General features: G+C 56.5%; 32 protein-coding genes and 1 pseudogene. 30 read left to right on the forward strand and 3 right to left on the reverse strand.

The genetic code is table 11. The features are described 5' to 3' along the window. Nucleotides 1-4: 4 nt before the first annotated feature. Nucleotides 5-2,164: an adenosylcobalamin-dependent ribonucleoside-diphosphate reductase gene (locus QWY84_RS07720; protein ID WP_290201998.1), complete on the forward strand. Its 2,160-nt coding sequence runs from the start codon at nucleotides 5-7 to the stop codon at nucleotides 2,162-2,164. Between the two features lie 20 nt (nucleotides 2,165-2,184). Continuing rightward, nucleotides 2,185-2,907, forward strand: a complete 723-nt coding sequence (locus QWY84_RS07725) for a TSCPD domain-containing protein (protein ID WP_290201999.1) — start codon at nucleotides 2,185-2,187, stop codon at nucleotides 2,905-2,907. Between the two features lie 451 nt (nucleotides 2,908-3,358). On the opposite strand, the gene QWY84_RS07730 is transcribed toward QWY84_RS07725, so the two are convergent. Together QWY84_RS07730 and QWY84_RS07735 are read right to left on the reverse strand one after the other, a co-directional pair. Further along, complete coding sequence (locus QWY84_RS07730; protein WP_290202000.1) at nucleotides 3,359-3,622, reverse strand: phage integrase N-terminal SAM-like domain-containing protein; 264 nt, start codon at nucleotides 3,620-3,622, stop codon at nucleotides 3,359-3,361. A 166-nt stretch (nucleotides 3,623-3,788) separates the two neighbouring features. Beyond that, nucleotides 3,789-4,202, reverse strand: coding sequence for a hypothetical protein (locus tag QWY84_RS07735; protein WP_290202001.1), 414 nt, complete (start codon nucleotides 4,200-4,202; stop codon nucleotides 3,789-3,791). 192 nt (nucleotides 4,203-4,394) lie between these two features. Between QWY84_RS07735 and QWY84_RS07740 the strand changes: the two genes are divergently transcribed. The 16 genes from QWY84_RS07740 to QWY84_RS20080 all read left to right on the forward strand — a co-directional run bounded on the left by QWY84_RS07740 (nucleotide 4,395) and on the right by QWY84_RS20080 (nucleotide 15,402). Beyond that, nucleotides 4,395-4,712, forward strand: a complete 318-nt coding sequence (locus QWY84_RS07740) for a hypothetical protein (protein WP_290202002.1) — start codon at nucleotides 4,395-4,397, stop codon at nucleotides 4,710-4,712. A gap of 128 nt (nucleotides 4,713-4,840) precedes the next feature. Beyond that, nucleotides 4,841-5,251, forward strand: a complete 411-nt coding sequence (locus QWY84_RS07745; RefSeq protein WP_290202003.1) for a hypothetical protein — start codon at nucleotides 4,841-4,843, stop codon at nucleotides 5,249-5,251. 215 nt (nucleotides 5,252-5,466) lie between these two features. Then, complete coding sequence (locus QWY84_RS07750; protein WP_290202004.1) at nucleotides 5,467-6,210, forward strand: hypothetical protein; 744 nt, start codon at nucleotides 5,467-5,469, stop codon at nucleotides 6,208-6,210. A gap of 788 nt (nucleotides 6,211-6,998) precedes the next feature. Next, nucleotides 6,999-7,661 carry a DUF4145 domain-containing protein gene (locus QWY84_RS07755; protein WP_290202005.1) on the forward strand — a complete coding sequence of 221 codons (663 nt, stop codon included), beginning with the start codon at nucleotides 6,999-7,001 and terminating at the stop codon, nucleotides 7,659-7,661. An 83-nt stretch (nucleotides 7,662-7,744) separates the two neighbouring features. Next, nucleotides 7,745-8,272, forward strand: coding sequence for a hypothetical protein (locus QWY84_RS07760; RefSeq protein ID WP_290202006.1), 528 nt, complete (start codon nucleotides 7,745-7,747; stop codon nucleotides 8,270-8,272). A gap of 79 nt (nucleotides 8,273-8,351) precedes the next feature. After that, a complete protein-coding gene (locus tag QWY84_RS07765; protein WP_290202007.1) occupies nucleotides 8,352-8,717 on the forward strand; it encodes a hypothetical protein in 366 nt (121 codons plus the stop codon). A 79-nt stretch (nucleotides 8,718-8,796) separates the two neighbouring features. Next, nucleotides 8,797-9,444, forward strand: coding sequence for an HNH endonuclease (locus QWY84_RS07770; protein WP_290202008.1), 648 nt, complete (start codon nucleotides 8,797-8,799; stop codon nucleotides 9,442-9,444). A gap of 73 nt (nucleotides 9,445-9,517) precedes the next feature. Continuing rightward, nucleotides 9,518-10,216 (forward strand): hypothetical protein, encoded by a 699-nt coding sequence (locus QWY84_RS07775; protein WP_290202009.1) that lies wholly within the window; start codon nucleotides 9,518-9,520, stop codon nucleotides 10,214-10,216. Nucleotides 10,217-10,297: 81 nt separating this feature from the next. Next, nucleotides 10,298-10,669: a hypothetical protein gene (locus QWY84_RS07780; RefSeq protein WP_290202010.1), complete on the forward strand. Its 372-nt coding sequence runs from the start codon at nucleotides 10,298-10,300 to the stop codon at nucleotides 10,667-10,669. Nucleotides 10,670-10,702: 33 nt separating this feature from the next. After that, nucleotides 10,703-11,152: an NUDIX hydrolase gene (locus tag QWY84_RS07785; protein ID WP_290202011.1), complete on the forward strand. Its 450-nt coding sequence runs from the start codon at nucleotides 10,703-10,705 to the stop codon at nucleotides 11,150-11,152. 46 nt (nucleotides 11,153-11,198) lie between these two features. Then, the gene (locus QWY84_RS07790; RefSeq protein ID WP_290202012.1) at nucleotides 11,199-11,576 is read left to right on the forward strand and encodes a VOC family protein; all 378 of its coding nucleotides are present in this window, start codon (nucleotides 11,199-11,201) and stop codon (nucleotides 11,574-11,576) included. An 88-nt stretch (nucleotides 11,577-11,664) separates the two neighbouring features. Next, on the forward strand, nucleotides 11,665-12,300 hold the full coding sequence (locus QWY84_RS07795) for a glutathione S-transferase family protein (protein ID WP_290202013.1): 636 nt from the start codon (nucleotides 11,665-11,667) through the stop codon (nucleotides 12,298-12,300). Between the two features lie 637 nt (nucleotides 12,301-12,937). Beyond that, nucleotides 12,938-13,315 (forward strand): hypothetical protein, encoded by a 378-nt coding sequence (locus QWY84_RS07800; protein WP_290202014.1) that lies wholly within the window; start codon nucleotides 12,938-12,940, stop codon nucleotides 13,313-13,315. A 131-nt stretch (nucleotides 13,316-13,446) separates the two neighbouring features. Then, complete coding sequence (locus QWY84_RS07805; RefSeq protein ID WP_290202015.1) at nucleotides 13,447-13,839, forward strand: hypothetical protein; 393 nt, start codon at nucleotides 13,447-13,449, stop codon at nucleotides 13,837-13,839. Nucleotides 13,840-14,787: 948 nt separating this feature from the next. Further along, the gene (locus QWY84_RS07810) at nucleotides 14,788-15,087 is read left to right on the forward strand and encodes a putative quinol monooxygenase (RefSeq protein WP_290202016.1); all 300 of its coding nucleotides are present in this window, start codon (nucleotides 14,788-14,790) and stop codon (nucleotides 15,085-15,087) included. Nucleotides 15,088-15,117: 30 nt separating this feature from the next. Further along, a complete protein-coding gene (locus tag QWY84_RS20080; RefSeq protein WP_353959875.1) occupies nucleotides 15,118-15,402 on the forward strand; it encodes a putative quinol monooxygenase in 285 nt (94 codons plus the stop codon). Between the two features lie 221 nt (nucleotides 15,403-15,623). Here the strand turns inward: QWY84_RS20080 and QWY84_RS07815 are convergent, their stop codons facing one another. Then, on the reverse strand, nucleotides 15,624-16,355 hold the full coding sequence (locus tag QWY84_RS07815) for an SDR family oxidoreductase (protein ID WP_290202017.1): 732 nt from the start codon (nucleotides 16,353-16,355) through the stop codon (nucleotides 15,624-15,626). A gap of 70 nt (nucleotides 16,356-16,425) precedes the next feature. Here QWY84_RS07815 and QWY84_RS07820 point away from each other — a divergent pair, with 70 nt between their 5' ends. The 12 genes and pseudogenes from QWY84_RS07820 to QWY84_RS20085 form a co-directional block, all read left to right on the forward strand. Further along, nucleotides 16,426-17,094, forward strand: coding sequence for a TetR/AcrR family transcriptional regulator (locus QWY84_RS07820; RefSeq protein ID WP_290202018.1), 669 nt, complete (start codon nucleotides 16,426-16,428; stop codon nucleotides 17,092-17,094). A gap of 140 nt (nucleotides 17,095-17,234) precedes the next feature. Next, on the forward strand, nucleotides 17,235-17,849 hold the full coding sequence (locus tag QWY84_RS07825) for a LysE family translocator (RefSeq protein WP_290202019.1): 615 nt from the start codon (nucleotides 17,235-17,237) through the stop codon (nucleotides 17,847-17,849). Nucleotides 17,850-18,526: 677 nt separating this feature from the next. Continuing rightward, entirely contained in the window at nucleotides 18,527-18,751 is a 225-nt protein-coding gene (locus QWY84_RS20165) for a sunset domain-containing protein (RefSeq protein WP_435372982.1), read from the forward strand. Between the two features lie 133 nt (nucleotides 18,752-18,884). Beyond that, nucleotides 18,885-19,145: a hypothetical protein gene (locus QWY84_RS07830; protein WP_290202020.1), complete on the forward strand. Its 261-nt coding sequence runs from the start codon at nucleotides 18,885-18,887 to the stop codon at nucleotides 19,143-19,145. Nucleotides 19,146-19,595: 450 nt separating this feature from the next. Then, nucleotides 19,596-20,420, forward strand: coding sequence for a helix-turn-helix domain-containing protein (locus QWY84_RS07835; protein WP_290202021.1), 825 nt, complete (start codon nucleotides 19,596-19,598; stop codon nucleotides 20,418-20,420). Then, the gene (locus QWY84_RS07840; RefSeq protein WP_290202022.1) at nucleotides 20,404-20,862 is read left to right on the forward strand and encodes a VOC family protein; all 459 of its coding nucleotides are present in this window, start codon (nucleotides 20,404-20,406) and stop codon (nucleotides 20,860-20,862) included. The genes QWY84_RS07835 and QWY84_RS07840 overlap by 17 nt, the downstream gene beginning before the upstream one ends. A 174-nt stretch (nucleotides 20,863-21,036) precedes the next feature. Next, nucleotides 21,037-21,927, forward strand: a complete 891-nt coding sequence (locus QWY84_RS07845) for a hypothetical protein (RefSeq protein WP_290202023.1) — start codon at nucleotides 21,037-21,039, stop codon at nucleotides 21,925-21,927. Between the two features lie 351 nt (nucleotides 21,928-22,278). Further along, complete coding sequence (locus tag QWY84_RS07850; protein WP_290202024.1) at nucleotides 22,279-22,896, forward strand: hypothetical protein; 618 nt, start codon at nucleotides 22,279-22,281, stop codon at nucleotides 22,894-22,896. 38 nt (nucleotides 22,897-22,934) lie between these two features. After that, nucleotides 22,935-23,546 carry a LysE family translocator gene (locus tag QWY84_RS07855; RefSeq protein ID WP_290202025.1) on the forward strand — a complete coding sequence of 204 codons (612 nt, stop codon included), beginning with the start codon at nucleotides 22,935-22,937 and terminating at the stop codon, nucleotides 23,544-23,546. A gap of 66 nt (nucleotides 23,547-23,612) precedes the next feature. Continuing rightward, on the forward strand, nucleotides 23,613-23,927 hold the full coding sequence (locus QWY84_RS07860; RefSeq protein ID WP_290202026.1) for a hypothetical protein: 315 nt from the start codon (nucleotides 23,613-23,615) through the stop codon (nucleotides 23,925-23,927). Between the two features lie 91 nt (nucleotides 23,928-24,018). Continuing rightward, complete coding sequence (locus tag QWY84_RS07865; RefSeq protein WP_290202027.1) at nucleotides 24,019-24,294, forward strand: hypothetical protein; 276 nt, start codon at nucleotides 24,019-24,021, stop codon at nucleotides 24,292-24,294. A gap of 173 nt (nucleotides 24,295-24,467) precedes the next feature. Continuing rightward, nucleotides 24,468-24,689: pseudogene (locus QWY84_RS20085) on the forward strand (VOC family protein); the annotation flags it as partial. Nucleotides 24,690-24,778: the final 89 nt, after the last annotated feature.

Consider the following 24,778-nt stretch of genomic DNA (forward strand, 5'->3'; position numbering starts at 1 on the left):
GCGAATGACCAGCACAGCCGAGGCCCGGGACTTGCCCAGGGACGTCACGGAGATCGACATCCAGAGCGCATCCTGGGACATCTGGGACAAGAAGTACCGCCTGAAGGCGAAGGACGGCCGCATCATCGACGAGACCGTCGATGACACCTACAAGCGCGTGGCCTGGTCCCTCGCGCAGGTGGAGGAGACCGAGGCCAAGCGCCAGGAGTGGTACGGCAAGTTCCTCTGGGCGCTGCGTCAGGGCGCCATCCCGGCCGGCCGCATTACCTCCAACGCGGGCGCCGAGGAGCACAAGCCGTCCACCAGCACCATCAACTGCACCGTCTCCGGCACCATCGGCGACTCCATGGACGACATCCTGCAGAAGGTGCACGAGGCGGGGCTGACGTTGAAGGCCGGCTGCGGCATCGGCTACGAGTTCTCCACCCTGCGGCACAAGGGCGCCTACGTCTCCGGCGCCGGCGCCTACACCAGCGGCGCGCTGTCGTTCATGGACATCTACGACCGCATGTGCTTCACCGTCTCCAGCGCCGGCGGCCGCCGCGGCGCGCAGATGGCCACCTTCGACGTGGGCCACCCGGACGTCCTCGACTTCATCCGCGCCAAGCGCGAGAACGGCCGCCTGCGCCAGTTCAACCTGTCGCTGCTGATCACCGACGAGTTCATCGAGGCCGTGCGCAACGACGCCGACTGGCCCCTGGCGTTCCCGGTGAGCCCGCGCGAGGCGGAGGTGGACGAGCTGGATCTCAACGACCCGTCCACCATCATCTGGCGCTACTGGCCCACCAAGGAGGGCTACATCACCAACGACGAGGGCCTGGTCGCCTGCCGCATCGAGCGCACCGTCAAGGCGAAGCGCCTGTGGGACATGATCATGACCTCCACCTACGACTTCGCCGAGCCGGGGTTCATCCTCATCGACCGCGTCAACGAGATGAACAACAACTGGTTCGACGAGGACATCCGCGCCACCAACCCCTGCGGCGAGCAGCCCCTGCCGCCCTACGGCGCGTGCCTGCTGGGCTCGGTGAACCTCACCAAGTTCGTGCGCGAGCCGTTCACCGAGAACGCCCACTTCGACTGGGACACCTACCGCGAGGTGGTGGACATCTTCACGCGCATGCTCGACAACGTGGTGGAGGTCAACGGCCTGCCGCTGCCCGAGCAGCAGAAGGAGATCATGCGCAAGCGCCGCCACGGTATGGGCTTCCTGGGCCTGGGCTCGACGGTGACCATGCTGCGTATGAAGTACGGCGACGCCGACTCCGTGGCCTTCACCGAGGAAGCCGCCAAGCAGATGTCCCTGCAGGGCTGGCGCACCGCCGTGGACCTGGCCGAGGAGAAGGGCCCGGCGCCGATCATGGACGAGGAGTTCACCGTCACCAAGGAGATGCTGGCCAAGCGCCCGCGCATGGCCGAGGACGGCTACAAGGCCGGTGACAAGGTCAAGGGCCGCGTGCTCATGGCGCGCTACAGCCACTACATGGAGAAGGTCGCCGGCGCCGACCCGGAGACCGTGGACGCCATCGCCGACAAGGGCGCGCGCTTCACGCACCACAGCTCCATCGCGCCCACGGGCACCATCTCCCTGTCCCTGGCCAACAACGCCAGCAACGGCATCGAGCCCAGCTTCGCGCACCACTACTACCGCAACGTCATCCGCGAAGGGCGCAAGTCCAAGGAGAAGGTGGACGTGTTCAGCTTCGAGCTGCTGGCCTACCGCTCCTTCATCGACGCCTCGGGCCTGCCCAAGGCGGCGGATGCCAACAGCGCCGGCCTGCCGGACTACTTCATCACCGCGGACGACGTCACGCCCAAGCAGCACGTGGACATCCAGGGCGCGGCCCAGAAGTGGGTGGACTCCTCCATCTCCAAGACGGCCAACGTGCCCACGGACTACCCCTACGAGGACTTCAAGGGCATCTACCTGTACGCGTACGAGCAGGGGCTGAAGGGCTGCACCACGTTCCGCTTCAACCCGGAGGCCTTCCAGGGCGTGCTGGTGAAGGAGGAAGACCTGGCCAACACCACCTACCGCTTCGAGCTGGAAGACGGCAGCGTGGTCGAGGCCCAGGGCGGCGACGAGATCGAGTACGACGGCGAGACCCACACCGCCGCCAACCTCTACGACGCCCTGAAAGAAGGCTACTACGGCAAGTTCTGAGCCCACGGAGGACGAGCAACATGGCGATCAAGATAGACAGCAAGATCGTGGGCTACGAAGTGGCCAAGCCCGAGGACGAGGCGGCGAAGAGCAACGCCTCCGCCACCCCGGCTGAGGCCGCTAACGCCCCGGACATCGAGCACATGCACGAGATGGTGCAGCGGCCCAACGAGCTCGAGGGCAGCACCTACAAGATCAAGACGCCGCTGTCGGAGCACGCGCTGTACGTCACCATCAACGACATCGTGCTCAACCCCGGCACGGATCACGAGATCCGGCGGCCGTTCGAGATCTTCATCAACTCCAAGAACATGGACCACTTCCAGTGGATCGTCGCGCTCACGCGGATCATCTCCTCGGTGTTCCGCAAGGGCGGCGACTGCACCTTCCTGGTGGAGGAGCTGCGCTCCGTGTTCGACCCGCGCGGCGGCTACTTCAAGAAGGGCGGGCGCTTCATGCCCTCCCTGGTGGCCGAGCTGGGCGACGTCATCGAGACCCATCTCAAGAAGATCGGCATGATCGAGCCCGAGGAGATGGACGAGCACCAGAAGGCCTTCCTGGAGAAGAAAAAGGCCGAGGCCAAGGGCCACAACCCGGCCATGGACGCCGCCGCCGCGGAGGCCCCCGAAGAAGGCGACTTCCCGGAGAACGCCGCCCTCTGCGGCAAGTGCAACGTCAAGGCCATGGTCCAGATGGACGGCTGTATGACGTGCCTGAACTGCGGGGATTCCAAGTGCGGCTAGCGTAAGCCGCACCGTGGCAGGAAGAACGAACCCCGGTCATCGCAAGGTGCCGGGGTTTCGCTTTTATGGGAGGCCGAACGTGAAACGACCAGACCGACCGTTTGGCACGCCGCCCGATTTCCGCTACTGTCGTGACAGGACGACATGCGGGAGCCACGCCATGGATCTAGGCCACTGCACCAGCCGGAAATGCCCGCCATCACGCCACGTCCAGCGGGCTTCGCACGCCTTTGCCGCCCCGGACAAGACGCCCGCAGCGGGAGAACTCAACATCCTTGATGCGCGGCCGAACGCACTCCATCAGCCGCAGCCCGGCGCCGTAAAGCAAAGATGCCATCAGCCAGCGCGTGCCATCCAGATGGGCGAGAACAGCACGGATCTCCGCCCGTGTGAGCACGACCGGCAGCCGCGCAGGCTTCCTGGCGCGCTCAACACTCTGTATGGCGTCGAGCTACAGGCCCAGCACCTCCCGGTAAAGAAACAGGAGAGCGCTGAAGGCCTGATTCTGCGTGGACGCAGCCACGTTCTTTCGTGCCGCCAGGTGGGTCAGAAAGGCCTCAACTTCCGGGGCCCCCATATCCCGCGGATGCCGCTTGCCGTGGAAGAGAATATAGCGTCGAATCCAGTCGACGTAGCTCTTTTCCGTGCGAATGCTGTAGTGCTTGCGGCGAATCCGATCACGGACCTCGTCCAGCAGCTTCAGCGCCTGCTCCATGGCGACCTTGCTCCCTGTCAAAGTAATGTGTTCGACCACGTCAAGCCTAGCGTCGCCGCCACATCGTGGCAAGTGAGTGCATCTTATCCGTCACTGATGACGCGATTTAGCACGTCGATACCGATGTCTACTTTTAGTTAGGCTCAAAAAGATGAAGTTTCGGGACCTACTCGATCTCCCATACAACGAACGCAATGGCATCATTGAACTGGAGGCGATCATTGAAGCGCTTCCCAACACACCAATTGAGGTGGCGAAACAGGTCTATCGAGATCACGGGCGAAACGGAGAGCATCAACAAGAGTATGGGGACCTCGATATTGGTTCCCTGTCGTGGGAGAAAAGGGAGCTCGCTGCCGCAAATATTCAGTCGTGCTTCATGTCGTCTCGGTTTTCCGAATGGGCGAACAGAGTCAGTGAAAGGATTGATCAGTTCGAACGTGTTGGATGGCAGTGCATTGATGTCAGGGAAGATGTTTGGCGGAATTGGGAAAAACACCAAACTTGGGTGACTAAGCCAGTATTTGTTCGTCGTGATCTGGTCGGTGTAGAAGAGGGCCTGCATCTTGTAGAAGGGCATACAAGGGTAGGGGTTCTCCGTGGGCTGCTAAGCCGATCACTGATTTCCGGGAGTAGTGTTCACGGGGTTTGGTATGGAGCCTAACAAGGCCGTAAACACGGACGCATTTTCCGTTCGCTGTGCTCACTACAAATGCGCCGGTTACGGCTGGCGTTAGGTTGAATTCATCTGAGAATGGGGAGACTAGATGCAATGATCAAGAGAATCTGGCACGGCTGGACAACGCACGAGAACGCCGATAAGTACGAAACTCTTCTCAAGGAAGAGATATTTCCGGGCATTGTCGCAAAGAGCATTGCCGGATATAGAGACATTCAACTGCTGCGTCGGCCACATGACGATGAAGTCGAGTTCATTACGATCATGACGTTTGACTCATGGAATTCGGTCAAGGAGTTTGTTGGTGAGGACCTGTCAGTGTCTTACGTTCCCGCAAAGGCCAAAGAGGTTCTCTCCCGATATGATGATCGATCACAGCACTATGAAGTGCGGGAACATTTGTCGTACTAAAAGGATAGGCGTGTCCGCGGATGCAAAGGCTACGTAACCTAACAAAAGCTTCAACTCGGACCGCCTTTTCCGCTGGCGCTACAAAGCCGGCCGGTTAAGATTGGCGTTAAGCGCTAGATCGGAGAACGATGGATCCCGCAATTCTTTCCGCAATTATCGTGGCTGTCGCGACACTTTCTGCGGCTGTTCTCGGATCGTGGTTGCAGCATAGACGGCAGTTACCGGCATCGCGAAAAGGAGGAAACTCGTTCGAGCCGGACGAGGACGACATATATTTTCTGACCTATTTGCTCCACGACGGTTATGAGCAAGATCGGCCAATGTCGACTACCGAGCTTGCGCAGCACCATGACAGGTACGCGCCACTGGAGCTGGAGGTCAAACTGATACGGTTGGAAAGGAATGGCTTCGTGTCGAGAGCTAATAAGAAGAATTCAAGCATCGGAGATTGGCGGATACTCCCGCACGGAATCGAGTATATGATGGCAGATGGGCATCAACTTCATGATCTCGTGGAAGAAGACCGGCGTAGCGCTTAACACGTCGCTCAACGTGACTGGGTTACGCTTCGCTTCACCCAGCACGTTAGCTATGCGTTAGACGAGGTAAGTAAAATGACGAGGGAGGCATTCTTGCGGATTCGTAACAAAGGGAGGGCTTGGTTTGAGAAAACCCAGGTTCTCTGCGCTAATCTCAATCGGAGCCAGAAGTTCTTCTTTTTCGGTGCAGTTGTGGCTCTGATAGCTGCCTTTTGGTGGATGACGCCCTTCCGGCAGCCGTTCGTATCCTTCGTCATCTTGAGTGGCCTGCTCTTTGTGTCAGGGGTGTTTCAGACATCTTGGTTGTGTATTCCAAGGTTTGGGCGACCACGCTGGGGAAGGCGCTACTCCTTCTACTATATGCGTTATCCACTACGGCTGCGTACGCACTCGCGGCGCAACTTGTAAATGAAGTGGTCGCATTTGAAACATCTATGCTAGACAATGCAGTTGTCTTCGTCGCTATTCTTCTCGTTCCTATATTTGTCTTTATTTCGACCTATGTCCTGTTTGCGCTGGTGTTCCTGTTTGGGCAACTATACCTGATTCTGGTTGCGCACGCGGATGTGCTCAAGCATGACGAATGCTTCAAATCTGTCGTGCCCAAGAACCTGGAACGCTATCCCTTTAAAACACTTGCCGCAAGAGCAATTATATACCCTGTTGCCTTAGGTTTTCTCTGGGGCTCTGCATCGCATATGCTGCCGAGGTATGGGAGCTTTATAGAGACTTCGGCAGCATCTTTCATTTATCACCTAGAGGCGGTTAGATTCTCTAGGTGCAGCAATGTCCCCATCGGTGCGAAGGTGATCCCGGTGAATGATACTGAGATAATCGTCGTAAGATGGAGCGATGGCGAGTATTCGTTCGAACCAATGGCTTGCGATCCAAAGATTTCGTCTAACAATAGCTTCAACCCGACCGGCCTCTCCGCTGTCGCTCCGAGGCCGGCGCGTTAAGCTGGGCATTGGCGGGAAAGAGCTTATGGCTAAAGGCACGGAAGCGTGGATTGGTGGGCTTCGTTCAACCGCGATCAAAAGCGGAGCGTTCGTGTTGGCAGACACGGTGAATTGGGGCGGGAATTGAGCGCACTGGAATCAGGTCATCCTGTAACGCCTGCGGTCACCATGTCGCGGCGGCCCCTGGTGCGGGGCGCGCAAGGCAAGGCCGGTGCAGTGCCGTCCGGTCAGCTCCGGGGTTGCGGAGCGTCTTTCCCTCCAACAATTGGCTCGAGGCGACGCCGGCACACGTGGCTGCCTGTAATCGGGCGCTCCGGGCGGCGCGCCTCAGCCAACCGTTAGAAGAACCTTACTTCGGTAGAACCCCAATATGTTACTCGAGATCTTTGTGATGTTAGTCATAGTAAGCACAGCGGTTTGGGTGGCGGCGACCAGATTTGTTCGTTCGCGTGGCTACCCGGGGTGGTATTTAAGCTACATCGGGGCTGGGTCGACCAACCCGACTTGGGGGTCGTTATCCGCTATCAAGCGATCGGGAAATCCGCACGATCGGCGCCTGGCGGTCTTTTACTGGCGGGCACTGATACTGACGTACATCACGTTCTTTGTTGTATTTGGTCTGCTCGCCTACCGATATCTGGGCGGAGCTAGCTGAACCTGAGTAGTGGCCACAGTAGGAGTGACGCGGTGACAACATTGGCGGCTTGTTCTAACACGTCACTGAAGCCGACTGGCCTACGCTTCGCTCCGCCCAGCGGCTTAGTTTTGCGTTGGGCAAAGGATACGTTTTGAATACAGATCAGCCTGTAGTGTTTCTGTGCTGTCACTGCGGAAACCGGACACCGCATACTCTCCGGTTTAGTTATACAGCCGAACATCTTTACGAGGAGGTCGATCGGCGCTATTACGAGCCGTTCACCTATTACGCTTTCCTGTGCGGCACGTGTACTGGCCTTACACTGCTCGGTCGCTTCGACCATGAAACCTCCGAGCATGATCCCGACTACGACGGGCCGCCACGTCCGCAACTCTACCCAAACGGACCGGAAATCGAACCGGCTAGGCATACCGTGCCTGGCGGCAACCCTGTCCCCTTGCCGGTCCGAAAGGCATTCCAAGAGGCATGGCCGTTGCGTCACACGGCGCCAGGCGCCTTCGCGAATCAGATTCGGCGGACTCTTGAGTTTATCTGCCGCGATCAAGAGGCAGTTGGCCAAAATTTGCACATGCAACTCCAGGATCTGGCAAAGCGAGGCGTTTTTCCTCCGGACCTCGCGGATATCGCTGACCTAGTGCGAGAGCTTGGAAATATTGGCTCCCATGCGTCCACGCAGGAGATAAGCATTTGGGACGGCGAGCTGCTTGACGAGCTTTTTCGTATGATTCTTGAATATGTCTATGTCGGGCCCGCGCGCGTACAGCGTCTTAAGCAAAGGATGGGGCACGAGTAGCGATTGCGCTCAACAAACTCATTGAGCCGACGCGACTGACGTCGCGCGGCTCATGAAAAACGTTAAGTGGCCTAGCGATATAGATGCTTGCGGAAATCCTCAATTATTTCTCGGATGATCCGATGCGGGCCCTCTATCTCGCTGGTGGCACCGGTGGCCTGTGGTTTTGGATCCAGGAGTGGAGAAACCGGGTTCGCGTTCGCGTGTGGCTCCTGTCGGAGCAGCCGTACGTATCAACCGCGGAAATGGACGAGCGTTCGATCCTTACTTTCGAGGCGGAGAATATCGGCACCCAAGCGACATCGGTCGAGCCTTTGGTGTCAGTGAGGGCGTATACGGCCCGTCGGCAACGCATCGAGCGGGATGGAAAGGTTCTCGAATCCGAACGTGACCTACAACCGTTTCAAGCCAAGACCCTTTCCGTCCAAGTAAAGGCGAACCCAGATCACACGATGCTGGTGTTCCGGACCTATCACTTCCGCTTCACGCGTGGCGCCTCGAGAACGGTCCGCGTCTGGTCGGCTCACCACCGGACGGTAAACTGGTTTCGATTCCAGTATGAACGCGCGCGCTTTCTTAAGCGTGGAGAGTATCGTGAACCGGGAACTTAACAATGCGCTCAACCGGACGCTCGTTCCTCGCGCCGGTTAGCTACACGTTGGGCCGATGAAAACAATCAGGGGAATCTACATGGGTTACTACTTCTTCATTCTATATCTGTTCCGGAGAAACGAAGTATCGTTGGAAGTGCCGATGTACATTGAGGCATCTGATTCGGCGGACGCGAAAGATAAAGCTGAGGAGTTAATGAAGGCCGTGCAATCGCACTTCGAGCTCCTTATGGAACCGCCAACGCCCCAGCGTCTCGTGGAGTCAATAAATGGCGCTCGGTTTGAACCGTTTTTTACGCGAATCAAGAACAATGAGCACGTAGAGATCAATCTTCCGCTAGATTTCGGTGCCCGCGTATACCAGTACCAACTCAACACACCGGTGGGGACGCTTGAGGCCCACGTCCTAATTGGAGGGCAGCATGCGCCTATCTATAGCTTGTAGGCCCAACACGACGCTCAACCGGACGCTCGTACCTCGCGCCGGTTAGCTATGCGTTGGGCGAACGACGTGGGGAGAGCAAGTGAGCTTCAATGATCTAAGCGACCGCAAGGCCGTGCTAAAAGCTATCTCTGAGTACGACTCTATGGGCAGAGAGGCATTCTTGGGGCACTACGGCTTCGGTAAGGCGCGAATGTTCTTCCTCGTGTACCAAGGGAAGTCATATGACTCCAAGGCCATTGTTGGTGCGGCCTACGGACATCAATTCGGAGAACCGTTAACCCCTACAGACTTTTCGGGTGGCCAGGCCACGGTGGTTCCGAAGCTCGCAGATCTTGGATTTACGGTGACGGCTCAGGAACTAAACGAGCGATCGTCGGCTCTGCCGGAGGAGGTCCCAGAAGCAACGTGGGAGGGAGCACGTCGATCGGTGACGGTCAACTCATTCGAGCGGAGCCCGGCCGCACGCGCGGCGTGCATTGAAGAACATGGCAGCCACTGCTCCATTTGCGGTTTCGACTTTGCCGCAGAGTTCGGGCCGGAGTTCGAAGGGTACATCCATGTTCATCATCTCGTGCCGATTGCCAATGTCCGCCAGAGATACAAGGTAGATCCCAAAAATGATCTCCTGCCCGTGTGCCCCAACTGCCATGCTGCCTTGCATTATGGCGGCAAAGATCGAACACCTGATGAAGTTCGCAAATTGCGAAAGATTGCGCGCGGAAAGTGATCCGATAAGCGCGCCCAACCAAACCTTGCAGCCGACGCTCGTACCTCGCGCGGCTGAAGGTAACCGTTAGCTTATGAAGGACATTACACTCGCGATCTCTGTGACGGCGTTGGCCGCTGGATACGTCTCACTCGCGGCGAGCCATTACTTCCGTTATCGCATCGAACTTATTCGGTGGGAGAGGACATTATTTGAGTCTGCGCTTCTTGGTGGCCTGTATTTTGTAATTGCCCGCGTTGGTATCGAAGGAGCAATTCGGGAAAATCCCAAGCTGGCTGACTACGAACCCGTCGAATTTTTTAAAGATGCGGTGCCATTCGCGTTCAGCGGAAGTCTACTGTTAACCGTTCTATTAAGCCTGTTAGTCGCACTGGTTATCAACATAGTAGTGACGAAGGAGGCGGCGCTAGTACAGATAACTCGGCGATACGCGGATAACATGCGGAATACCCTCCTCGAAGCCGCAGAGCGAAGCAAGCCGGTATTATTGAAGAAGAGCGATGGTACCGTAGTGATTGGCTTCGTCTGTGCGCTACCGATAATTGGCGCAGGGAACAATTGGGTAGGTCTGGTACCGCTAGTGTACGGAAAAGTGGACAACTTCGGTAAAGTAGTAATTGATGAGACATTGATTCAAGAGGCAAATCCCGACGGCGGAACCGACCAACCATATGAGAGCCGCAGTCGAGCGGAAAAGGTCTATATACATATGGATGATGTCAATGAAGTTAGCCAGTTTGAGTCAAATCCATACGAGCGAATGAGCAGCTAACAAGGCGCTACAGCGCGACGCCGGAACCGCTTGGCGGTTCCGGCGCGGCTGAGCGTTCGCGTTGGGCAGAGGAGGCCGGTCATGGAGCCATCGTTGTATCAGGAAGCGAAGCTTGTCCTTGTTTCGACGCTCGGTCTGTCGAAAGATGCGCTGCATGTGCACGCCGGGTTCATTGTGTTCTTCGCTGCGGTGGTTCTGCTGCGCAAACCGCTCTGTGCTATAGCGCCGCTAGCCCTCGTGGTAGTAGCCGCCATTGCGGCAGAGCTGCTGGATATGAGAGAGGATATTATTAGCCTCGGTTACTGGCGCTGGGCAGCCAGTATCGGCGATATCACGAACACCGTATTTTGGCCGACGCTCGTGTGGGGGCTCGCAGGGCTGAGTATGCTGCGAAAAGGCAAGAGGCCCAACCAAGCGCTCCAGTCGACCGCGCCGAAGCGGCGCGGAGGCTGAGCTTTCTCGTTGGGCTTACTAGGGAGATGTAAGGTGCACAATCTCGGAGCATTCGCCGTCATTCTGGACGGAGCATCACGTGTGTTGCTCTGTCATCGAACGGATTTTGATGCGTGGAACTTGCCAGGCGGAAAAGTAGAGAGCCTAGAATCGCCGTGGAAAGCCGCAGAGCGTGAAGTCTTGGAAGAAGCGGGCCTTGTTGTGAGAGTTGAGCACTTAGTCGGTGTCTATTCTGTGCCCGAGCAGGAAACCGTAGCTTTCACCTTTCTATGCACTCAAACGGGTGGCAGTATTCGCCTTAGCGATGAAGCCGACGATATTCAATGGTTTCAGAGAGACCATCTCCCTTCGAGCACACTGCCTCATCATGTTGAGCGCATAGAAGATGCACTCAACGAATGTGGCGATACGTGGCTACGTGTACAAGCCCAACAAGCGCTTGCAGCGGATGGCCCGTGCGCTACGCGCTCGCGCCACCGCTGAAGCTGGTCGTTATACGGCACTGAAACACCACTACTGAGAGCTCGTTATGGGTATCGTATCCGTTCGCTACATTGTTTCCGATGTCGATGCCGCGATTGCGTTCTACGCCGGCAGTCTGGGATTTGAGGTGGAAATGCATCCGGCTCCAGGTTTTGCGGTACTAACCAGAGGTTCGCTTCGCTTACTTCTAAATGCGCCTGGTGCGGGTGGTGCGGGCGCCTCGATGCCTGACGGATCCGCGCCAGAGCCAGGTGGATGGAACCGAATCCAAATCGAAGTCGAAGATTTGACGGTCACCGTGAGAGAACTCGAAAGTCAAGGGGCGTCCTTCAGAAATGAAATCGTTGAGGGAAAGGGTGGAAAGCAAACACTGGTTGACGATCCGGCGGGTAATCCTGTCGAGCTATTTGAGGCAAAGAGGTAATGCCGTATAACACGTCGCTCAACCGGACGCTCGTACCTCGCGCCGGTTAGCTATGCGTTGGGCTCCACAAGAATGAAGGAAACGTCGCATGTTTAAAGGCTACGGAGACATCCGCTCGGGAAACTCGTACAAGGTCCGCTTAGCGCTCATACAGCTCGGGCTTGCCCACGAGTGGGTGCACGTCGACCTCTTCGCCAAGGAAACACGCGAGCCCTGGTTCCTGGAAAAGAACCCACACGGTAAGGTGCCCGTGCTGGAGGCTCACGGTGGCGTCTGCCTACGGGAGTCAAACGCCATCATGTGCTACCTCGCCGAGGGAACGCCGCTTCTACCTGACGATCACCTGCTCAAGGCGCAAGTCATGCAGTGGCTGTTCTTCGAGCAGTACAGCCACGAGCCGTACATCGCGGCTTCGCACGCGATCATCTATTTCTTTGGCAGGCCGCCAGGGTCTGATGCCGAGCTCGAGGAGAAGCGGGCGCCGGGCTACAAGGCGCTGGAGTTGATGGAGCAGCACCTCGGTGCGCACGAGTTTTTTGTGGGTGAGCGCTACACCATCGCAGACATTGCGTTGTACGCATACACCCATGTCGCCGAGGAGGCGGAGTTCGAGCTGGCGCGATTTCCCGCGGTCTGTGCATGGCTTAAGCGTGTAGAGGGCCAGCCCGGGTATGTGTCCAAAGCCGAACTCAGTCAGGAACTGCGCCAAGAGGCACAGGCGTAAGCAACCAGGACGGGCTTCTGGCCATGCGCTTTGTAGAGTACGCGAGGCTATGCCCAACCACAGTTTGAACCTGACCGGCTTCTCCGCTGGCGCTCCGAAGCCGGCGGGTTAAGCTGGGCGTTATATCGCCGGAGGGGGAGAGGCATGAAACTGAACGAGTTCGCCGGGAAACTCCGAGAGGTTGTACCGATTGGAACGGTTATCGACAATCCCGGTGGCAGAACCTCGGAGGTCACGGGGTTTACAGATGATCGCATTTCGTACGTTCGCGGCTCATCGACCATCTCCGTCAAGCTCGTAGATCTCCACTCAGCGTATGAATCGTTCCGAGGGAAGCGGGTTACTTCGAGTGAGCTCAAAGAATTGGAGCCCGCCGTTTTCGACTCAAGCGTCCGTCCGGCAGGACACTCCTGTAATTGCACGTTCCTGTTTGTGGCCCTAGAGCGGGCGGGGCTCGCGAGCAGTCTTGCGGGATCGGGAGTTCGCGGCGATCCTTATTCGGCGGTTTTCATTGACCGCTAAGCGATATAACACAGCGCTCAACCGGACGCTCGTACCTCGCGCCGGTTAGCTCTGCGTTATGTAGTCAGTAGTCAGATTCTGTAGACGGCATATGGGGCCAGTGGATATACGCCGCTTGGCGGCGATCGATATGCATGGTTTGAAGGGAGGGGTGATCCGCCGGAAAATCATCACAGCGGAGTATTTGCTGGGCGCGACGGTAGGACCAGCAATTGGCTTAATCGCAGTAGATAATTCAACCAGTATTGGCTGGACTCTATTCGGGCTATGGATTGCAGGTGGCTGTTTGAATTATATACCTCTCGCCATTCATGCATTGCTTCTTCTACGGCAACGAGCCCTAGAGGTGGAACTGAGTAATGTGAACGTAAGATGCGCACTGCGCTTTTATACTGCAGCCCAATTGTGGCTCGCGGTGCCGATTCTGTTTGTCGTTACTTCGATTCCACAAGCCTTGGGTAGGCGACCGATAGACCAGAACTCAAATTACTGAAACCAAGAAGATAAGGAACCACGCGGACTTGACAGAAAAACTACATAACAATGCACTGCAGCCGACCGCTCAACCGCTACGCGGCTTCGCGTCGGCTGAGCTTCATCGTTAGGGCTTGAAGGGTCACGGCCATGGCGGAACCAACGTGGAGTGAGCGGGCTACGATCTCGGAACTGCTGTGCGTGCCGTTTCTGGACTCCGGCGCACGTAACTGGCAGCTGGAGGCGGACGCGGAGCTTATCCGCCGCGGAATGTCGAGAATGCTTATCCCAATCCTCCGAAGAGTCTGCGCGATCGGCCTTTGGACGCAGTATCTGGCCTGGGAGGAATGGCACCTCGACCTGTACGACGTGTTGTTCGGGTATGGAGTTTTGTTCCTCGGTGCTGGTGTAGCCGTGTCCGTGTTCGGTTTCATGTTCGCCCCGCTTGTCGGCTGGTTCGGGGGTGCTCTTTTTCTCATGGGAGCATGCTTGGCGGTCGCGGGGTGGAGAGGTTACGGCAAGGGCACTCGGCATGTGCCGTAGCCCTAACGATGCGCTTCATCTGACCGCCCAACCGCTGCGCGGTCGGGCGGCAGCTGAGCTTCATCGTTAGCCGGAGGAGGGAAAGATGAAGGCTGTTGCCCGAGTCGCAGGAGGTGCAATCGCCATTGCGGTTTTCGTCGTTGCCTTTATGGCTTACTTCATGGGGTCGGTAGATCCTGCAACGGGGACCGTATATGACGGCTTGGGGCGTGTGCTGACTGAACCGCCGTGGTGGGCAAGAATGATTTTCGGCGCCGATCGGTCTTGGGCCGGTCTCGGGTGGCACGTAGTCGATTTTGTGTGGTTCTTCGGAGGTCTAGGCGTCGCGTTTGCGGTGTATGCGTGGGGTGACGAAAGCTAATGGCGGTCACGAACGCTTTTGACGCGTCGCTAACAAATTGGTGGAGGCGACGCCGGCACACGTGGCTGCCAATAATCGGCCGCTTTGGGCGGCGCGCCTCACCAAACCGTTAGCGGTACTGATATGAAAGTTGCCATATGCGGTGCTCTAAATGTCCTGGCGGTAGGCATCTTCTTGGTTGGCTTGCTTTCGCCACTCACGCCATCTGAGGGGATGCCATCGCCGGCTCATTTATTGCTGTTCGCAGTGTTGCCGGTTGCAATGTTGCTCGCTGCTGGTCGCACAGCAGGCGGCGTCTTTGGGTGGGGAGTATTCGGTATACAGGCGGGTGTGGTTGTGGCGCTGGTTGGGTGGCTGCTGTCCTTCCAGGCAGGGATCGTTGCCCTTGGTCCCTCCCATACTCTCGCCGCTAACCGGTCGCTCCAGGTGATGCTGGAACCGTTACGCGTTTCCAGCGCACCTGAGCGTTCGCGTTGGGCGTCATGCTGTACAGCCTATGTCGATTTTCTGGAGCCTAGTTCGACTAGCGGGTAGGGGGTAGACAGGTCGAAAGCCCCTTAGGCCCAGCTGTTATAGGTGAGAATAGTATGAGTGAGGAAAAAGTGATCGTCGCGGGGTGGACTACCGTTGATCCGGAGAGAAGGGATGAAGCAGTGGAGAGTTTCAAAGACTTAGTGCTTCGTGCTCGAAACGTCCCAGGATGCTTGGATATGGCCATTACTGCCGACACGGTTGATCCGAGTCGGATCAATATTTTTGAGTTCTGGCGATCCGAGGAAGATCTAAACTCATGGCGTGCCGTTTCTGACCCTCCAAAGAAAGTTACTCCAATAATCCAAATGGGAGTGCAGAAACATATCATCCAAGAATCAGGGCCGCCGTTCTGATATGAAGCCCAACAAGTTCGGGAGTGCAGAATGATTATTGTGTCAGGGCGGATTTATGTATATGAATGCACGAGAGAAGATTTTCTTGCGTTGTCTCGCGACGCGATTCTACAAGCACGAAAAGCGCCTGGTTGCCAAGATTTTATCGTTGCGGCAGATCCGATAGAGCCGGACCGCGTAAATGTATATGAAGAATGGGAAACTGAAGAACAACTTTTGTCATTTCGAGGCAGTGGGCCTAATGACAGCATGACTTCCGTTATCAAGCATGCAGCTGTATATCGGCATCAAGTTTCGTCATCTAGCCCTGCGTAGCATGAGTTTCTTTGGAGCTTGGTCGCCCAACAAAGCGCTGCACCTGACCGCTATCCCGCTGGCGCTCCATAGCGGCAGGTGAGCTCTGGCGTTGCGCAGCGTATCGGCACAATATGCTGCGAGTTCGAAGGAATTATGTGCATCCCCCGTTCCATTTGTTGCGACTGAGTTCGGCCATTGCCACCACTCAGAGCAGAGGAACGGTTGTTAGGTCGTCAGGCCTACCAAGGTGTTACGCCATCCGGCTCAACAAATTGGCCGGATACTGCGTTTTCGCCGAGCAGCGCATACTCGACCGGCAGCTTCGCACCTTCTTCAACCGTCATGAAACCGTTGTGTCCGGTCAGATCCGTTTTCACGAATCCTGGGCTCACGGAGTTCACGACGATCGGTGTGTCGCGAAGTTCTTCGGCCAGCTGCACAGTGAGCATGTTCAGCGCGGCCTTGGACGCGTTGTAGCCAATAAACCGCTGGGAGTAGAAGGTGGAGTCTGGATCTCCATTCAAAGTCAATGAGCCCAAAGAGGTGGACAGATTGACGATCCGGGCCGCAGACGATTGCCTCAGTAACGGTAGCATGGCTTGCGTCACTGCCAGCGTGCCTACGAAGTTGGTATCTAGGATACGGCGGGCCGCTTCGGGCGTGGCCGCAGTCGGTGGGCCGTCCTCGGCATCCACGATGCCCGCATTGTTGACGAGAATATCGAGCCGGCCATGTTCCGTGCCGATCGTTTCGGCGGCCGCTGCGATACTTGCATGGTAATTGAGATCGATTAGGGTGGACTGCACTGCCAGCCCCTGCAACGAAAGCCCTTCGACGGCGTTTCGGGCTCGCCCGGCATCGCGGGCCCCGATGATAACCAATGTACCTGTTTGTGCTAGCTGGCGGGCGATCTCCAGCCCAATGCCTTTGTTCGCGCCGGTGACAAGTGCGATGCGATTTCGGCCGTTCATGAATCAATCCTTCTATTGTCATTTGGGTGCGATTATTATATGAAGGATTGTTCAGTTTAAGTATTCGCATATGCCGCAAGAACCACCGTCCCACCTGAGCGCCCGCAAGAAGCCGCGTCAAGCGCGTGCGCGGGCGACAGTGGACTTCATTTTCGAGGCCACCATTCAGGTTTTGGTGGCCGATGGGCCGAACCAGTTGACAACCACCCGGGTGGCGGAGCGGGCAGGTGTCTCGGTCGGCACGATGTATCAGTATTTTCCGCACAAACAGGCGCTGTTCTATGCCGTGAACGAGCGCTACCTGGACGCGTTGGGTGATAAGGTTGAGCGTGCCTGCCGGGAAATGCATGGCGCCTCGGCCGAGCAAATGATCAACACACTCGTGACTACCTACTGGAATGCCAAGATGGAACGGCCCGAGGTCACTCGGGCGCTATACAAGTCAGTCGTGGAACTGGACAATCAACCGTTGATCACTGCTTTCAGCCGTCGCGTCGATACAGCGTCTGCTGCCATGTTTGCCAGCGCATCCGACGCCGACTTCGAAGACCTGTCTACAGTGAATCTTACGCTTTTAACGACGATCTTCGGCACGATCCGAAACGTGTTCGAGCGCGATTTGTCCGCCGCCGAAGTCAACGCCGTGCACAGGCAGTTGATTTTGATGTGTAATACTTATTTAATGGCAGTTAGTAAATCGCCAACAAGCAGCGCATTAAATGCACACGACACTTCGTAGCGCGTCTCGGTTTTAGTCACGTTTCATGCAAGGTTTAACACCGAGCCTAACAAGGCGCTGCACCTGACCGCCGTTCCGCTCCGCTCCACGGCGGCAAGTGAGCTTCGACAGTTAGTCTAATAGATGAGGGACGCATAAATATGGAAGTATGGCTTGCCTTTACAGCAATCGCATTTGTGGCCACTGTAATACCTGGTCCTGCTATGCTTCTCGTCTCCGCACATAGTGTCAAATATGGTGTCATGAATTCATTGAAAACAATTATCGGTAATATTACCGGTCTAGCTATTCTTTCAAGTTTGTCTGTTGCTGGCCTAAGCACATTAATTGTTTATTCTTCAATTGCGTTTACTATAGTAAAAATATTGGGCGCGGCGTACTTGGCATACTTGGGTATAAAGATCTGGCGAAATGGTATCCAACCAGTTCCAGTCAGCGAACGCCATTCTGGAGAAAGCGGGAATTACCTATACATTCAAGGTATTGCTGTGTCAGTTTCAAATCCGAAAGCAATAGTGTTTACTACCGCGCTATTCCCGCAATTTATCGATCCTTCTCAAAGTCTTTTATTTCAATTTACGATTTTTCTCTGCACCTTTATGGCGCTTTCGTTTATCTGCTTATTAGGGTGTTCTTTACTTGTTAAGAAAACAACTGCGAAATTGGCCGGCAATGTTTCTCGTTATCTTGGAAGGGTCTTCGGTGGTGCGCTCGTTGGTGCTGCCGGATTGTTGCTTGCGTCGAGCCACCGCTAGCCTCACCAATTGTTGCAGCCCGTTCCGGGCCTGAAGGCCCTCCACTGGACAGCTTTGTCGCCGCTTCGCTCTGCCAAAGCTGCCACTGAACCAAGGCCGATGTGGAATAAAACTATGAATTTTGAGATTAGCCGTGACCAAGATTTCTTGGTGGAGCATTGCTACACATGTGCAGTTCCTGGCTACCTGATCGTGTCGCCGGTCGCAGAAGCACATTCATTGGAGGAGTTGCCTCTAGCGACCGCCGAACGGCTCGGGCCGGTTTTGGCAAGGGCTGCCGCTACTGTCAAGGCGGTGTGCGATCCTCTGCATATCTACTGCGCTCAGTTCGGCGAAGAACAGTCGCGGATTCACTTTCATGTGTTCCCAAGGAGTCGGGCATTGACAGACGATTATCTCGTAGCTTTCCCCGAGCATGCTTCCCAGATCAGAGGACCCATTATCTTGGACTGGGCGAGGGACAGGTATCGTTGCAGCTCTGAAGAGACTTTTGCCACTGTATCGGAGACTATCATTCGGCTGCGGAGATCCTGGATTAGACAACAAGGCGCTTCAGCCGACGCAGACAGGCTGCGCAGGTGAGCGTTATCGTTGGGCGCTGTAGTGGAATGAAGTGAGAAACAGTCGTGGCTCGGATCGTCGGAGTAATAGCTATTATCGTGGTGATTGCTCTAAACGTGCACCGTTTCACCCCGCTCACAGAATTTTGGCGTTCCTCGACTGAGAGTGTTTCGGAAGGGTGTCGAATAAAGGGAAATATCAGCATGAACGGAGAACGCATTTACCACGTTCCAGGCAGTGAATGGTACGACGAGACACAAATCGACAGGTTGAAGGGAGAGCGATGGTTTTGCTCGGAAGACGAAGCACGGGCGGCAGGATGGCGTAGGGCTTATGAATGACGGATGTTTGTTAGTGAACACGGTTCGAGTTGCGCCCAGCAAGGGCGCTGCAGGCCGATGCTTGACTTCGCTGGTGCTCCGGTCGGTCGCCGTCAAGCACCGCTGAGCGCCGTCGTTATACGAAGGAAGACCCATGGAAGTCCATGTAGAGGTATTTACGGACCGCATGGAGGTTTCTGGCGGCGGTAAGTCTCCAGCTATACTGCCGGCAGTGCCCTATCCCGGTAAACGGATTCTCGTCGGTGCCTTCGAGCCAGCGGTGAATTGCTCGCGACAGGCTCTAGACGAAATCGGCGCTACGGGCGCTCTCAAGAGGATGCCGGCGGTGCAGATCCACGCCATGGAGATGAATGAAGGCGGCCTGAGCGAGGTAAAAGAGCGCTGTTTGCGATAGGTTGGGCTGTCGGTGGGTGCCGGAAGTGTGGAGATTCGATGAAAGGGATTCGTATAACACGGCGCTCGAGGCGACGCTCGCAAGGCGCGCGCGCCTCAGCTCTGCGTTAGGTGTGGAGGAACAATGCCGAACGGAAAACCGGGTGATCATCCGATAACAGATATCTGCGTTCATGGATGGGACTATTTCTCGCCCCGAGTGGACGACCTTATTCGCCAAGTCTGCAAGTTGGGTGTCTCGGCGCAGATTGAAGATCTCGTTCTGGAGAATGACCGCCTAACGAACCGGGAGCCCGATCTAGAAAGAATGGAGCGGAAGCTGATGCAGATCTTAGATAGGGTGGAGCGTGAGAAAGGCAGGCGCTCCTAACCATGCGTTCCATCCGGCCGATCAATCGCTACGCAGTTTCGAGCCGGCTCCGCTTCATCGTCAGGCGGCTTCGCCAACCAGATGAATCTAGCTAATCAGCCACTTGACGTCTCTTTACCGGCCGCACCCTTGCGGCCGTATATCAGTCATTACTGGTTGAGTCTGAACAACCACGACGAGATCTACTCAATCGTGCCAGATGGTGCTGTGGATGTCGTCGTTGTGAGTGGCTCAGCCGCTTACCGAGTGGATGCTTTTGGCACGACGACGAAGAACACGGACGTACAACTCGATGTAGGCAAACACTACTTGGGTATTCGTTTCAGACCCGGCCAAAGCCGACATTTCTTGGACGCCAAGACCTCTGAACTGACCAATACTGTGCGTTCCGCCGAGGGCGGATTCCTGCCGGACATGCTTCGGGTGGCCGAATCAGTTTCTACTGAGTCGCTTTTCGCTCGCTTGGATGCTGTTCTATTGCAGCACCTTAAGCGCCAATCGCCCGGTCGCTCCCGGATTGATGAAATCATTTGTTACATCGAAGCGACGCAAGGCCCAGTGCGCGTTTCCGAATTGTCGAATATGTACTGCAAAAGCCGTCGGCAATTTGAACGGGCGTTTCTTGATGTGGTTGGTCTTCCACCTAAGCTGTTCGCAGAGATTATTCGGTTTCGCCGCGCTTCTGCTCTGCTTGCTGAGTCGAAGCTCCCCATTGCGGAGATAGCCGCCAACCTTGGCTATACGGACCAAAGCCATCTCGCGCATGAGTTTGCTCGCTTCTTAGGGCAGACCCCGTCACGACTGCGCGAACATGCCGCATTTTTACAAGACGGAGGCCGTTTTACCGAACACAATGGGACTCCTTTTACCGTTGATAAGGAGTCTATCCATGATGAATATCAATAGTTTCTATCCGGTTATCATGACCGAGGACGTGGCGGAATCGAAAGCCTTCTGGATTGCTCATTTCCCCTTTGAGGTTGTTTTTGATGCTGGGTGGTACGTGAGTCTGAAGGCGAATCAGCAAGTCCCGTTCGAGCTGGCTCTTCTTGACTCAGTTCACCCGACCGTACCGGAAGAGTTCCGCGGAAAGTTCAATGGTGGGCTGCTCCTCAATATCGAGGTCGAAGATGTGGATGCCGAGTATGAGCGAATGCACAAGATCGGGCTTCCTATTCATTTACCGATACGGTCAGAGGAATTCGGCCAACGACACTTCATCACATCTGATCCGAATGGCGTGCTCATCGACGTAATCAAGGTTACACCTCCTTCGGCGGAATATGCGTCTCACTATGATGAGGAAACACTGAGGACCATGGGCGCCAATCCCAGTGCAAAAAAGTGACCCGGAGCCGCCTATAGATCGGTTGCAGCGGCGGCGCTAACGCGCCGTCGCTGAACCACAGCGTTTGTGGCGGTGGTCTTGAGGTGCCCGTCCGCTTAGAGTGTTACAGCTGGTGTTTCCGTCGCGGAGGTGAAAGGAATCGTGAACACAAGGGGTTCTGCAAGGAAGACGCGCATGGAGAGAGTTCTTGAGCACACCTTCGTCGGCGTCGTCGTCTTGGTGTTGTTCGGCGGCGGCGCATTCATGCTTGTGCTCTGGTTCTTCGCGGATGCCGATTCGTCCGCCGAAGGACGGTCCATTGCGTTGTTGATGGGCGTGGCTTTCTTGGGGATGGCCGTTTTGTTGGTCTACGGATGGAGGCGTTCGTCGACGGACTCGACAAGCGCGGTGGCGGAGCGGGTCGGTGTGCCTGACTCAGTGCAGCGTGCGGAAGATGCTCACCCGAAGACCAACATCCCGAATGCGCTGCGCGGTCAGAATCCGCCGAGGGGTGCCGTGATCGTTGCTGGTCGGTCTATCTGGTCGTCGCGAGTCCTGCTCACGGTGGCCTTGACCATCGGCGTGGGGCTGCTCTATCTCGGCTGGAACCTCGAGAGGATCTTTCCCGAATGGCACGTCTCTGCCGGTTACCTATTTATGGGCTTCGGCGCACTTCTGCTCATCCTTGGTCTATGGCCGGGCAACTGGCGCAAGCGTACTCTTGGTTTCATCGCGATGCAGGAGGGGATCTACGCTCACGGTCAGGGGAGCTACCCCGATGGCCACGAATGGGCCACTCCGGAGACGCGGTGGCTTTTCGTGCCTTGGACGAACGTCGTCGACGTGCGCGAGGGACTTGTTCTCAAGGTAGCCGGCGGCCCGCCGGGCGGGGCGTGGTGGCCCTCAACCAAACTCAGCCTGCGTGTAACCCCCGACGAAGCCCGGGAATGGTTCCCCTATGCGGACGATGAGCCAAGTGACGATGGAATGAGCCGGATCGTGTCACTGGACTATTCCGACAGCGATCCCTCGCCCAAGGAAACGGTTCCAAGACTACAGCAGCTCTGGGCGCCATCACGCGTCTGAGCGTTCCGGCGCAGAGGTGTTCTGGATCAGCTGTCTTTGATCGCAGAATCTTTAGCCACATCGGTTGCGGTGATTTCAATCACGAATCATCGACAGCAGCCAGCGCAGGGATAACGGAGTATTGGGTTGTACTTGTCGCCACGATTTGGGCTTCGGCCTAGCCCGCCACTAACAAGTCGTTCAGCCGAGTAAGGTCAGGGCAGCTTAAAGCGCGGTGACGGAGAAGCCGCGCTTTAAGCTTCCGGTTAACTCCGCTGTTATGTCTCTACGGAGAAATCGTGGGAGAGTAAGATCGACCTGATGGGCTAACACCCGCGGCTCACCTTCGCGCTGAACATAATAGGAAAGAAGATGTCCGGCGAGCTGGATTTTTCGATCGAGGGGGAGGGCCCGGTCGCCATGGAAGTGCGGCGGCGCGGGTTCGATCGCTTTCTCGCGCTTGGCGAGCACGTCGCCCGGTTGCCCTATGGAAGACCCGCATGTTCTAACGATGTTCTAACGGTTCTGAAGGAACAGCGGGGCACGTGTAGTTCCAAGCACAGACTGCTCGCTGCCGTGGCGCAAGAATGTGGGCATGTGGAAGTCGAGCTTGTCGTCGGCCTTTACGCAATGTGCGAGCAGAACACGCCAGGCATAGGAACCGTCCTGGAGCCTGCCGGATTCGATTATATTCCGGAGGCACACTGCTATCTCCGACTCGGCGGTCGCCGATACGACTTCACCGGCTTAAGCAGCGGCAGCACGTCGCCGTTTGAGGCTCTGCTCTCTGAGCATGTGGTATCCACGGTGCACCTCGCGGACGAAAAGGAACGGATACACAGAGACGCCGTCCAGAGGTGGGCCGACTCGCATGCGGTGTCTTTCGCGGATGCATGGGCTCTGCGGGAGGCCTGCATCCAAGCGCTAACGTCCAGTAACACGCTCAAGCCGACCGGCTCTTTCTCTGGTGCTACAGAGCCGGGGGTTTAGCGACGGGGTTCGGCTGCGGGCGGACTTGGAGAGACTTTATGACGCCGGAGTTTTTCGTAACCTCGCTCATCGTCGTACTGATGCCGGGCACGGGCGTCCTTTACACGCTCGCGTTTGGCATTGGCAGCGGGTGGCGCGCAAGCGTGGTTGCCGCCTTTGGCTGTACGCTTGGCATTGTTCCGCACATTCTCGCAAGTATTGCCGGCCTCGCTGCGCTGTTGCATACAAGCGCGGTGGCGTTTCAGGTCGTCAAGTACCTTGGCGTCGCGTATCTGTTTTACATGGCATGGCGTGTTTTGCGCGAGGGCGGAGCCCTCCGGGTATCGGGAGGGAGAACGGCCGCCTCCGACGTCAAGATCATTGTCGACGGCCTGCTATTGAATATCCTGAATCCCAAACTCTCTCTGTTCTTCCTGGCGTTTCTCCCCCAGTTCGTGCCGAGCAATACGTCCGAGCCAACACACTACATGCTCGGATTGGCAGCTATATTCATGCTTCTGACATTTGCAATTTTCGTTGGCTACGGAGCGTTTGCCTCGGCTACGCGACGCTACATAATCTCGAAGCCCAGCGTGATGGCGTGGTTCAGGCGCGGTTTTGCGGGTGCGTTTGTTGCGCTCGGAATGCGGCTGGCGCTGTCCGACCGGTAATGAGGTGGCTCGTTCTCGATCAACCACCGCCGAACAATATGCCTGAGCCGGTAGGGAAACCGTTGGTTGGTTTCTGCATCGGCTGAGCTTCATCGTTATATCCTTGCCAATCCCGCGCAGGATGAACACGAACATGAAGGAACAAGAGATAGGCCCGAAGACGTGAACATCGTTGAACTTCTTTTTGGAATCTTGTTTACCGGAATGGCGCTATGGGGCGTTGTCGGTGGCGAGATTTACGTGCTAGCTGGAAAAGCGAGTGCGGGTGAAGGTGGTTGGGCTTCGTTCGGTGATCACCCAGTGATTTTCTTGGTGGCATTCTTTCTGTATCTGTTGAGCGGTGTGGTTCTGATACGGGGCGGACTGAAAGGAGACAAATAACTATTAACAATGAGGCACGGGCCACCCGGCTTCTCCGCCTCGCTCCAAACCGGCCGCTTAGCGATACGTTGGAGGGCAAAGGAGTGCAGTCATGAAGAAGGTGCTCGCAGGCATATTCGGATTCATAGCAACTGCCGTCGTCGCGCAGGAGTCTCAGTGGCCTCCTTTACCAGAGGACGGTTTTATTTCTGGTCGTGCCGCAGAGCAACAAGACCTCGAAGCGGGTAACGCGGTTTTTGTCGCGGCTGTGGATGGAGTGTCTATTGGTGAGCCAATTGACATAATAATTCCGCAATATGCTTTCCACATCGAACAGGATGAAAAACCCCCGTCATTATTGTTCAGGCTGAATCGGCGCAGGGGCTGAAGATTGTCGGCGCCCGAAAGTTCGATGGCAATGAGCTGGTTGCTACTCTTCCAGAATTCGAGTTGCTGGGCACGGAGGGGAGGCCCCCAAAGTAGTGTTGAGCTCGAGCAAGCGCATGGAGTGGGACATTGTCCCGCTAACCACTCGCTACGCGACTTTTCCGAACCGTCGAGTTCAGCCTGGACAGCCAGGTCTTTGCTGCCCTGAACGGCGGGCCCCATTTCCGGTTCAGTGAAGCCGTCTCCTTCCAGGTGCTGTGTGACAGCCAGGAGGCCATGGACTACTACTGGGAACGCCTGGGAGAGGGCGTTGAGCCGCGCCGGAAAAGGGGTTGCATGGTAATGCGCGGCGAGGTGGCGCGGCTTGACCGATACGAGGGGGGATACTGGCCATGAGCAAGACCGTCCAGGGTTGGACGGTCAGTCCCGCTGCGCGTGCTGCGGCGGCGCGGGGAAGATGCTCACGCTTCCGCTCTGGTAAGTGT

The sequence above is a fragment of the Aquisalimonas lutea genome, from assembly GCF_030409225.1.
Lineage (GTDB): Bacteria > Pseudomonadota > Gammaproteobacteria > Nitrococcales > Aquisalimonadaceae > Aquisalimonas > Aquisalimonas lutea.

What these genes read in the sequence shown, in the direction of transcription:
- QWY84_RS07720 (WP_290201998.1), top strand. Translation starts at nt 5, where the DNA reads ATGACCAGCACAGCCGAGGCCCGGGACTTGCCCAGGGACGTCACGGAG.
- QWY84_RS07725 (WP_290201999.1), top strand. Translation starts at nt 2,185, where the DNA reads ATGGCGATCAAGATAGACAGCAAGATCGTGGGCTACGAAGTGGCCAAG.
- QWY84_RS07730 (WP_290202000.1), bottom strand. Translation starts at nt 3,622, where the DNA reads ATGGAGCAGGCGCTGAAGCTGCTGGACGAGGTCCGTGATCGGATTCGC.
- QWY84_RS07735 (WP_290202001.1), bottom strand. Translation starts at nt 4,202, where the DNA reads ATGCCCTTCTACAAGATGCAGGCCCTCTTCTACACCGACCAGATCACG.
- QWY84_RS07740 (WP_290202002.1), top strand. Translation starts at nt 4,395, where the DNA reads ATGATCAAGAGAATCTGGCACGGCTGGACAACGCACGAGAACGCCGAT.
- QWY84_RS07745 (WP_290202003.1), top strand. Translation starts at nt 4,841, where the DNA reads ATGGATCCCGCAATTCTTTCCGCAATTATCGTGGCTGTCGCGACACTT.
- QWY84_RS07760 (WP_290202006.1), top strand. Translation starts at nt 7,745, where the DNA reads ATGCTTGCGGAAATCCTCAATTATTTCTCGGATGATCCGATGCGGGCC.
- QWY84_RS07765 (WP_290202007.1), top strand. Translation starts at nt 8,352, where the DNA reads ATGGGTTACTACTTCTTCATTCTATATCTGTTCCGGAGAAACGAAGTA.
- QWY84_RS07775 (WP_290202009.1), top strand. Translation starts at nt 9,518, where the DNA reads ATGAAGGACATTACACTCGCGATCTCTGTGACGGCGTTGGCCGCTGGA.
- QWY84_RS07780 (WP_290202010.1), top strand. Translation starts at nt 10,298, where the DNA reads ATGGAGCCATCGTTGTATCAGGAAGCGAAGCTTGTCCTTGTTTCGACG.
- QWY84_RS07790 (WP_290202012.1), top strand. Translation starts at nt 11,199, where the DNA reads ATGGGTATCGTATCCGTTCGCTACATTGTTTCCGATGTCGATGCCGCG.
- QWY84_RS07795 (WP_290202013.1), top strand. Translation starts at nt 11,665, where the DNA reads ATGTTTAAAGGCTACGGAGACATCCGCTCGGGAAACTCGTACAAGGTC.
- QWY84_RS07805 (WP_290202015.1), top strand. Translation starts at nt 13,447, where the DNA reads ATGGCGGAACCAACGTGGAGTGAGCGGGCTACGATCTCGGAACTGCTG.
- QWY84_RS07810 (WP_290202016.1), top strand. Translation starts at nt 14,788, where the DNA reads ATGAGTGAGGAAAAAGTGATCGTCGCGGGGTGGACTACCGTTGATCCG.
- QWY84_RS20080 (WP_353959875.1), top strand. Translation starts at nt 15,118, where the DNA reads ATGATTATTGTGTCAGGGCGGATTTATGTATATGAATGCACGAGAGAA.
- QWY84_RS07815 (WP_290202017.1), bottom strand. Translation starts at nt 16,355, where the DNA reads ATGAACGGCCGAAATCGCATCGCACTTGTCACCGGCGCGAACAAAGGC.
- QWY84_RS07820 (WP_290202018.1), top strand. Translation starts at nt 16,426, where the DNA reads ATGCCGCAAGAACCACCGTCCCACCTGAGCGCCCGCAAGAAGCCGCGT.
- QWY84_RS07825 (WP_290202019.1), top strand. Translation starts at nt 17,235, where the DNA reads ATGGAAGTATGGCTTGCCTTTACAGCAATCGCATTTGTGGCCACTGTA.
- QWY84_RS07830 (WP_290202020.1), top strand. Translation starts at nt 18,885, where the DNA reads ATGGAAGTCCATGTAGAGGTATTTACGGACCGCATGGAGGTTTCTGGC.
- QWY84_RS07835 (WP_290202021.1), top strand. Translation starts at nt 19,596, where the DNA reads ATGAATCTAGCTAATCAGCCACTTGACGTCTCTTTACCGGCCGCACCC.
- QWY84_RS07840 (WP_290202022.1), top strand. Translation starts at nt 20,404, where the DNA reads ATGATGAATATCAATAGTTTCTATCCGGTTATCATGACCGAGGACGTG.
- QWY84_RS07845 (WP_290202023.1), top strand. Translation starts at nt 21,037, where the DNA reads ATGGAGAGAGTTCTTGAGCACACCTTCGTCGGCGTCGTCGTCTTGGTG.
- QWY84_RS07850 (WP_290202024.1), top strand. Translation starts at nt 22,279, where the DNA reads ATGTCCGGCGAGCTGGATTTTTCGATCGAGGGGGAGGGCCCGGTCGCC.
- QWY84_RS07855 (WP_290202025.1), top strand. Translation starts at nt 22,935, where the DNA reads ATGACGCCGGAGTTTTTCGTAACCTCGCTCATCGTCGTACTGATGCCG.
- QWY84_RS07865 (WP_290202027.1), top strand. Translation starts at nt 24,019, where the DNA reads ATGAAGAAGGTGCTCGCAGGCATATTCGGATTCATAGCAACTGCCGTC.